Annotated in this window: 11 protein-coding genes; 6 read left to right on the top strand and 5 right to left on the bottom strand. The window is 65.9% G+C overall.

All coding sequences use genetic code 11. From position 1 onward, the window contains the following. On the bottom strand, positions 1 to 263 hold a 263-nt coding region (locus AC2VON_RS00510), incomplete at its 3' end, for a thiolase family protein (RefSeq protein ID WP_486951193.1). Between the two features lie 139 nt (positions 264 to 402). On the opposite strand from AC2VON_RS00510, the gene AC2VON_RS00515 reads away from it, so the two are divergent. Further along, a complete protein-coding gene (locus tag AC2VON_RS00515; protein ID WP_486951194.1) occupies positions 403 to 1,617 on the top strand; it encodes a pyridoxal phosphate-dependent aminotransferase in 1,215 nt (404 codons plus the stop codon). Here AC2VON_RS00515 and AC2VON_RS00520 read toward each other — a convergent pair. From AC2VON_RS00520 to AC2VON_RS00530, 3 genes are all read right to left on the bottom strand, one after another. Beyond that, complete coding sequence (locus AC2VON_RS00520) at positions 1,583 to 2,038, bottom strand: SRPBCC family protein (RefSeq protein WP_486951195.1); 456 nt, start codon at positions 2,036 to 2,038, stop codon at positions 1,583 to 1,585. The genes AC2VON_RS00515 and AC2VON_RS00520 overlap by 35 nt on opposite strands. A gap of 150 nt (positions 2,039 to 2,188) precedes the next feature. Beyond that, on the bottom strand, positions 2,189 to 2,821 hold the full coding sequence (locus AC2VON_RS00525) for a fatty-acid--CoA ligase (RefSeq protein WP_486951196.1): 633 nt from the start codon (positions 2,819 to 2,821) through the stop codon (positions 2,189 to 2,191). A 1-nt stretch (position 2,822) separates the two neighbouring features. Beyond that, positions 2,823 to 3,419 (bottom strand): twin-arginine translocation pathway signal, encoded by a 597-nt coding sequence (locus tag AC2VON_RS00530; protein ID WP_486951197.1) that lies wholly within the window; start codon positions 3,417 to 3,419, stop codon positions 2,823 to 2,825. A 192-nt stretch (positions 3,420 to 3,611) separates the two neighbouring features. Between AC2VON_RS00530 and AC2VON_RS00535 the strand changes: the two genes are divergently transcribed. Beyond that, positions 3,612 to 4,292 (top strand): hypothetical protein, encoded by a 681-nt coding sequence (locus AC2VON_RS00535; protein ID WP_486951198.1) that lies wholly within the window; start codon positions 3,612 to 3,614, stop codon positions 4,290 to 4,292. Between the two features lie 120 nt (positions 4,293 to 4,412). Continuing rightward, positions 4,413 to 4,808, top strand: coding sequence for a hypothetical protein (locus AC2VON_RS00540; RefSeq protein WP_486951203.1), 396 nt, complete (start codon positions 4,413 to 4,415; stop codon positions 4,806 to 4,808). A 1-nt stretch (position 4,809) separates the two neighbouring features. Here the strand turns inward: AC2VON_RS00540 and AC2VON_RS00545 are convergent, their stop codons facing one another. Beyond that, on the bottom strand, positions 4,810 to 5,211 hold the full coding sequence (locus AC2VON_RS00545) for a hypothetical protein (RefSeq protein WP_486951199.1): 402 nt from the start codon (positions 5,209 to 5,211) through the stop codon (positions 4,810 to 4,812). Positions 5,212 to 5,346: 135 nt separating this feature from the next. On the opposite strand from AC2VON_RS00545, the gene AC2VON_RS00550 reads away from it, so the two are divergent. From AC2VON_RS00550 to AC2VON_RS00560, 3 genes are all read left to right on the top strand, one after another. After that, positions 5,347 to 6,069, top strand: a complete 723-nt coding sequence (locus tag AC2VON_RS00550; RefSeq protein WP_486951200.1) for a hypothetical protein — start codon at positions 5,347 to 5,349, stop codon at positions 6,067 to 6,069. Further along, entirely contained in the window at positions 6,066 to 6,683 is a 618-nt protein-coding gene (locus AC2VON_RS00555) for a twin-arginine translocation pathway signal (RefSeq protein ID WP_486951201.1), read from the top strand. The genes AC2VON_RS00550 and AC2VON_RS00555 overlap by 4 nt, the downstream gene beginning before the upstream one ends. 114 nt (positions 6,684 to 6,797) lie before the next feature. Then, positions 6,798 to 7,159: Rv2253/PknI dimerization domain-containing protein (locus tag AC2VON_RS00560; protein ID WP_486951202.1), on the top strand; the 362-nt coding region annotated here is incomplete at its 3' end.

Raw genomic sequence — 7,159 nt, forward strand, 5'->3', positions numbered from 1 at the left:
AGCTGCACCCCGCCGGTGGTGTCCGGCAGGCCGGCGGCCAGCACCGCGGTGCGGGCGATGTCGGCGCCCTGGTCACCGACCGGTGACACCACGCCCATCACGGCGTCGCTGATCTGGTTGACGTCTAAGTCGGGGAACCGCGAACGCAGTTCGTCGATCAGCCCGACAAGCAGACTCAGGGGCTTGACCTCGGTCAGCGAACCGTGGCGCTGCTTGCCGCGGGGGGTGCGAATGGCTTCGTAGATGAAGGCTTCTTCGGACATGGCTGCTTCCTCTATCACTGGGGTTTGTCGGTGCGGCTGCTCGCGGAGTAGTCCGTGGCACCCACCCTAACAGCACTGCCTATCAACCTGTTGGTCGGGACGTGGTGGCCCCGAGCCAGCACCGATAGGCTCGTTAGCCATGACGGTTTCACGGCTGGAGCCGTATGCCACCACCATTTTCGCCGAGATGTCGGCGCTGGCCACCCGGATCGGCGCGGTGAACCTGGGCCAGGGCTTTCCCGACGAGGACGGGCCGGCGGCGATGCTCAAAGCCGCGCAGGACGCCATCGCCGACGGCGTCAATCAGTATCCGCCCGGTCTCGGCATCACGGCGTTGCGGGAAGCCGTCGCAGCCCAGCGTCGCCGCCATTACGGCATCGAATACGACCCGAACACCGAGGTGCTGGTGACGGCCGGGGCTACCGAGGCCATCGCCGCCGCGGTGCTCGGCCTGGTCGAGCCCGGCTCGGAGGTGCTGCTCATCGAGCCGTTCTACGACTCCTATTCGCCGGTGGTCGCCATGGCCGGTGCGCGGCGGGTCACCGTGCCGCTGGTGCCCGACGGGCGGGGCTTCGCGCTCGACGTTGACGCCCTGCGGCGGGCGGTGACGCCGGCGGCCAGGGCGCTGATCGTCAACTCCCCGCACAACCCGACCGGCCTGGTGTTGACCGCGACCGAGTTGGCCGCCATCGCCGAGATCGCCGTGGCCGCCGATCTGCTGGTCGTCACCGACGAGGTTTATGAGCGCCTGGTGTTTGACGGACGTCGGCACCTGCCGCTGGCCGGGTTCGACGGGATGGCCGAGCGGACGGTCACGATCTCCAGCGCGGCCAAGATGTTCAACTGTACCGGCTGGAAGATCGGCTGGGCTTGTGGCCCAGCCGATCTGATCGCCGGGGTGCGGGCTGCCAAGCAGTATTTGAGTTATGTCGGCGGGGCGCCGTTTCAGCCGGCGGTGGCGTACGCGCTTGACCGCGAGGACGCTTGGGTGGCCGGGCTGCGGGCGTCGCTGCAGGTCAGACGCGACCTGCTGGCGAATGGGCTCGGCCGGATCGGCTTCGAGGTGCACGACAGCTTCGGCACCTATTTCTTGTGTGCCGACCCGCGCCCCCTGGGATATGAGGACAGTTCGGCGTTCTGCGCGGCGCTGCCCTGGCAGGTCGGGGTGGCGGCGATCCCGATGTCGGCGTTTTGCAACCCGGACGCCCGCACGACCCACAAGGAGTTGTGGAACCACCTGGTGCGGTTCACCTTCTGCAAACGCGGCGACGTCCTCGATGAGGCGATCCGGCGGCTGTCGGCGCTGCGGAACGGGCTGATCAGCGGTGCTGACCAGCGCCCGCAGCACCAATGATCTGCTGACGCAGGCCTTCGGTCGCGGTCTGCAGCACCATCCTGCTGGCCCGCCGGACCAGGAAAGTGGGAATCGGTCCCGACGGTTCGACGGTGATGTCGAAGCGCACCCGGGTCTGGTTGACGCCCTCGCGTTTGAGGGTGTACTCGACGTGCTGTGCGCGCTGCTGCGACGTCGCCTTGGCGTCCCAAACCATCCAGTCCGGACCCCAGTGATATTCCAGGACCTCCGTGTCGACCAAACCCAGCACCTTGACGGTGGCCCGCACATGGCGCGGCCGGCCGTCGGCGTATTCGTCGAGGACTTCCACCCGCTTGTGCACCGGCGACCAGGACACCAAATGACCGACGTCGGCTAACGCGTCGAGAATCACTTCCGGCGGCGCGTCGATGACAATCTCTTGCGATGCTCGTACAGCCACTTGTTTCACAGTAGCACCGTGGCAGCGCTTCGGCCGGATTCTTCTTGACTTTTTCTCGGCTGTGAGCCGGGCAGATGTCAGCGTTTCTTCACCTTGAGCACCCACTTGCGCAGCCCGGCGGTGGCGCTTTCCATACCGCCCTTCGAGACATCACGCTTCGATGCGCATCATGTGGGCAAACTTGCCGACGAACAGCGGCGGATAGATCCCGTGGCCGGTTCCCGTCATCCACAGCGCGGCCGGCGCCGGATTGGCGATCCACCGCCGGGCGCTGTCCTCGTCGGCGAGTTCGTGCAGGACCAACACCTCGCGATCGTCGTCGAAGGCCCGGAAGATCCACATGTCGCGGGTGCCGACCGACCGCAATCCGTCCAGCTCTTCGGCGACGCCGGCGATCATCGCCGCCACGTCGTCCACCGCTGCGATCGCGGCCAGCACCACGGTCCCTGGGCCCGCGGGCGCGGAACCTTCCCCGGGGGCAGCCGGGGAGAATCTCTCGACCTTCTCACCGGCGAACACCGCGGGAATATCATGGACACCTACCATGTCGAACCACTCCAAGAAGACCCGTGATCGCAGCAGGTCCACTATTGGCTCGCGGTTGCGCACACCGATCGTGACCAGGACCCGTCCGCGGTCTTGGGTCGAGGTGTACACGCCGACGTGGTGTGCACCGATGTCGGCCAACGCGGCTTTGCGGCGCTGCAGCAGCGGCCAGACCCGGCTGGGATCGGGTACCCGGTAGTCCGACGCGATCACCAGTGATTGGCCGAAGGCATGCACGCTACACCGGCTCGAAGCCTGAGATCAGCCAGGTCCCGGCGCGTTTGGTCAGCGAGACGATGACGCTGTCGGCGTTTGCCACGAACGGGCCGTCTTTGCGGCGGCTCAGCTGATTGACGAACACCAGCACCTTGGCGGAATCGGGGTGCAGCTCAGAGATGGCGACCCGAGCCACCGTGGTTTTGGTGTTGATCTCTTTCTGCTTGGCGGTCGGACCAAGGGTTTCGGCACTGAATTTGCTGTAATAATCCAGGAATCCCCCAGTCAGATGTGACTTCGCGGCGGCCATGTCACCCTCCAGGCTCTCGGCCTTGTACGACAGCACCGCCGCCGCACCGTGCGAGGCCGCGCTGATGACCGCCCGCGCCACCGCGGCATCGGTCTGGTCGTCGGGCCGTTGCTCGGCGAAGTATAAGCCGGCGGCTAACCCTCCCGAGAGCACCGCCGGAACCCCGATGACCACCAGCGGCGACGCCAGCCGCCGAATCCAGGAGGATCTTCCGGCCGGCGTCCGCGTGGCTGCCGCGGGCTCGACGGTAGCGGTGCTGTCCCGCTCGCCGCCTGCCGCAGCATGGTCGGCTGTATGGTCGGTGGTCACCGGACGTCCTCGACTTCCGACATCTTGACCCGGCCTCCGTTTCTCACCGCGCTGAGCACCAGTCGCACTTTTACTGCTCCACGTACTGCTCCGCGCCGCCAATCGCGCCGCCGCTACTCTGACATACTCGGGAGTCAAATTTTTCCCGGTTGCAGAAGTCCGCGTCGAAGATGACGACAGAGACGAAGAGGGGTGGCCGTGCCGTCTGGCCAGGAATCGTCTGACTCGGACAGCGCCGCCGAGGCGCCGCGGTCTGCCGCCGCCGCGGAGGCGGCGGCCGCCGAGGCAGCATCTCGCGCCCGGGCGGCTCGCGCGCGGGCGACGCGCCTGCACCGCCGAGCCAAAGCCGTGCAGGCCGGCCGCCACGGGTCAGCGAAGCGGCGGTGGCGGCTGCCGCGATCCAGGGAACTCGTCGCCGTCGCCGGCGTCGCGCTCGCCTGCGCCTCGTCGGCGGCGAGCGGCAGCATGTGGTGGCAGCACCGGGTGGCGTCCGGCAAACGAGCGCTCGCCGCGGAGTTCGCCACCGCGGCCCGCCGAGCCGCCGTCGCGGTGCTGGCGATCGACTACACCAAGACCAACGAACACGTCCAGAGCGTTCTGGACAACTCCACCGGCGACTTCAAATCACGGTTCGAGAAGAACGCCGCGGCGGTGGCCCGCCGCGTAGAGCAGTCGAAGATGATCGCCACCGCTGACGTGAAAGACGTCGCCGTACAGTCGATATCCGACGACACGGGGGTCGTACTGGTGGCGGTGAACACCGAAACCGTGGAGGCGGGCGGTCAACGGCAACCCACGTCGTGGCGCCTGGCGGTGAAACTTACCCGCGACGGCAACCGGCTCAAGATGTCCGACGTCGAGTTCGTCGAGTGACGATCGTCGGCCAAAAGCCGAATTCCACCGACTGCAGCCCGGTGAGGGTGCTATCGTCGCGAATCGACAACAGACCGGGAGACCGATGTGGCAGCCGTCAAAAAGACCCTCCTCAGCGGCGTGTTGGCACTGGCGTCGACGACAGCGAGCTTGACGGCCACCGCACACGCTGACGACCCAACCGCCCACCGGGTCAAATACACCGTCACCGCCGCCCAGCCGATCCGGGCAGACATCTACTACCTGGATAACGAGCCGCCGGAATTTTATCGCTACAGCCACGACCCCTACCGGTGGGTTCCCAACACCAAAGCCGATGTCGGACCGGGCAAGCCGTGGGTCTTCGAGCTGATGTTGAACAATCCGGATCAGTGGGCGATGGTGACCGCCAGCACCGGCAAGTGGTATAAGCAAACCGCCACGCCGAATTTTCACTGCGACCTCACGGTGGACGGGGTTGTCGTCATGTCGAAGGACGGCCCCACGGGCGTGCTCTGCTCGCTGCGTAATTGGTGAGCTACGTGTCGCCGCGGACCCAGGTGGTTCGACCGTTCTGCGCCACACAAGTCAGGAACAATCCGTCCGGCGCCTGCGCGACGAAGTTCGTGTATTCGGTGCAGTCGCCGCCCTCTTCTTTGATACCGACCATCCGGGGCGACCGGAACCATCGGCCGTGAATTCGCCGCGGGGAGCTGCAGAAAACCACCCTGCCCGGCAGGGATTCCACCGGCCCGTAGGACGTCGTTCCGAACACGAAATATGTCGTGTTGTCACACAGTGTGCCCAGCACCACGCCCGGTGTCATGCCTGGAACGCAGCTCGGGTCATCACAGCTGGGCGCCGGCTCGGCGACCGTGGACGGCGCCGCCAGCAAGCCTCCCAGCACCAGTGCGGCAGCGGCTATCAGGATCAATCGCATCTCGCCATTTTGCCCAACGTGACAGCGAAATTCTCGATTATCACAGGATTACCACTGACCGTGCACCGACCCACGGATGCGGGATAACATTTCTGCACGCTTCCTTTTCACCGTCCGTCTGACAAGGAGTACCCAATGGCTTCCCGTGCGCCCGACGACGACCACGGCAACGAGCCGCCAGAGCCCACTGCCGCCGCACTGGCGGCGGCAGTGGAGGCGGAGGCCGTAGCCGCCGAGGCGGAAGCCGCAGCCGCGGAGGCGGAAGCAGTAGCCGCGGCGGCGCGCGCCCGCGCGATCCGGCTGCGTTGCGAAGCCGCGGGGGCCGTCGGCATGCACGATACGAGTGCCGGCTTGGTGCCGCGTTGGTGGCGGCGGCGCCCAAGGCGCAGAGCCGTCGCCGTCGCCGCAACGATCACGCTGGTCTGTGCCGTGTTTGCGGCGAACGGTTACATGATGTGGCACCATCGCGTCACTGTGCAGGAAAAGCAGCGTGCCGCGGAATTCGCGACGGCCGCACGCCAGGCTGTCACAACCTTGATGTCGCTGGATTTCAATAAAACCGGAGACGATATGTTGCGCATCGCCGAGATCTCCACCGGACGGTTCAGGGACCGGTTCCCAGCTGTCGCCGCGGAGATGAGCAAGAGGCTGCAGCAGTCGAAAGTTGTCACCACGGCGACCGTGAACGACGTTGCTGTCGAGTCGATCAACGGCGATTCGGCGACCGTCCTGGTCGCGGCGACGACGGCGGCTAAACAGCCCCAGGGTGCGCAGGAGCCACAGGCCTGGCACATCGCGCTGGGCCTCAGCAGAGACGGCGGGCAGCCCAAGATATCCAGCATTGAGTTCGTCCAATGACGATCGATCAGGATCCGCAGATCGACGACGTCGGCGACGTCGGCGACGTCGGCGCCGGTGACAGATCGTCGAATCAGCAGCAGACGTGGAGGGGCTGGATGCGTGCCGGCAGGCGCTGGCTGCGCCGGCGCCTGGCCAGGTGGCGCCTGATTCTGCTGGCGCTGACGGCCGTTGTCGCGGTGGTGCTCTGCGGGGGATTGTTCTTCTTGCAGTACCGCCCGGATTCCCAGACCGGCGACGCGGCGGCACGCTCGGCGATCACGGCAGCCTCCGAGGGCGCGGTGGCCGTCTTGTCGTACTCGCCCGCAACCGTCGACCAGGACTTGGCCGCAGCCAATTCCCACCTGACCGGCGAATTCTTGCGGTACTTCCGCGATTTCGGGCAACATTTCGTGGCACCGGCGGTCAGGCAACAGGACGTCAAGGCTTCGGCCACCGTGCTGCGTGCCGCAGTGTCGGAGTTACATTCGGACTCGGCGGTCGTGCTTTTGTTCATCCACCAGACCACCACCAGCAAGGACCAACCGAAGCCGATTTTGACGTCGAGCAATGTGCGGGTAACGCTGGCAAAGGTCAACAGCGCCTGGCTGATATCGAAATTCGAACCTATCTGAGCGCCTCAAGGTCCTAGGGTAGTTGGGGACAGCCGCGGACCGGCTGATGCGGCCCGCATGTGAGGTGAGGAGCGATCGATGCGACGAGTCAGCGCGCTGGTAACCGTAGCGCTGGTGGCCGCGGCAATCATCCCGGGCTGGGTCTGCACGGCGGATCCGTATCCGGAGCCGATCAGACCTTCCGATCCGGTTGCCCTCAACGGGACATTCCGGGCTACGTCCGACGGTAATTGGGCGCGGTTAGACCACCAGTTTTACGACCAGAAAACTGTCATCAGTACCTGGACCATCACGACCACCTGCAGCACCTCGCTTGAATGCGCGGGCCAGATGACCAGCGACCAGGGATGGAGTGCGGCCATCAAACTGCTTGCGGGCGATCTGTGGCTCGTCACCCACGACGTGGAAGACTTTGTCCGGTGCCCCGACGGCACGGTGTTCCCCGGGCATCAGCACTTCAAGTTCTACCCGACCGA

The organism is Mycobacterium sp. TH-M82, from assembly GCF_057473605.1.

Coding starts and splice junctions, on each gene's coding strand:
- AC2VON_RS00515 (WP_486951194.1), top strand. CDS start 403: ATGACGGTTTCACGGCTGGAGCCGTATGCCACCACCATTTTCGCCGAG.
- AC2VON_RS00545 (WP_486951199.1), bottom strand. CDS start 5,211: ATGCGATTGATCCTGATAGCCGCTGCCGCACTGGTGCTGGGAGGCTTG.
- AC2VON_RS00550 (WP_486951200.1), top strand. CDS start 5,347: ATGGCTTCCCGTGCGCCCGACGACGACCACGGCAACGAGCCGCCAGAG.
- AC2VON_RS00555 (WP_486951201.1), top strand. CDS start 6,066: ATGACGATCGATCAGGATCCGCAGATCGACGACGTCGGCGACGTCGGC.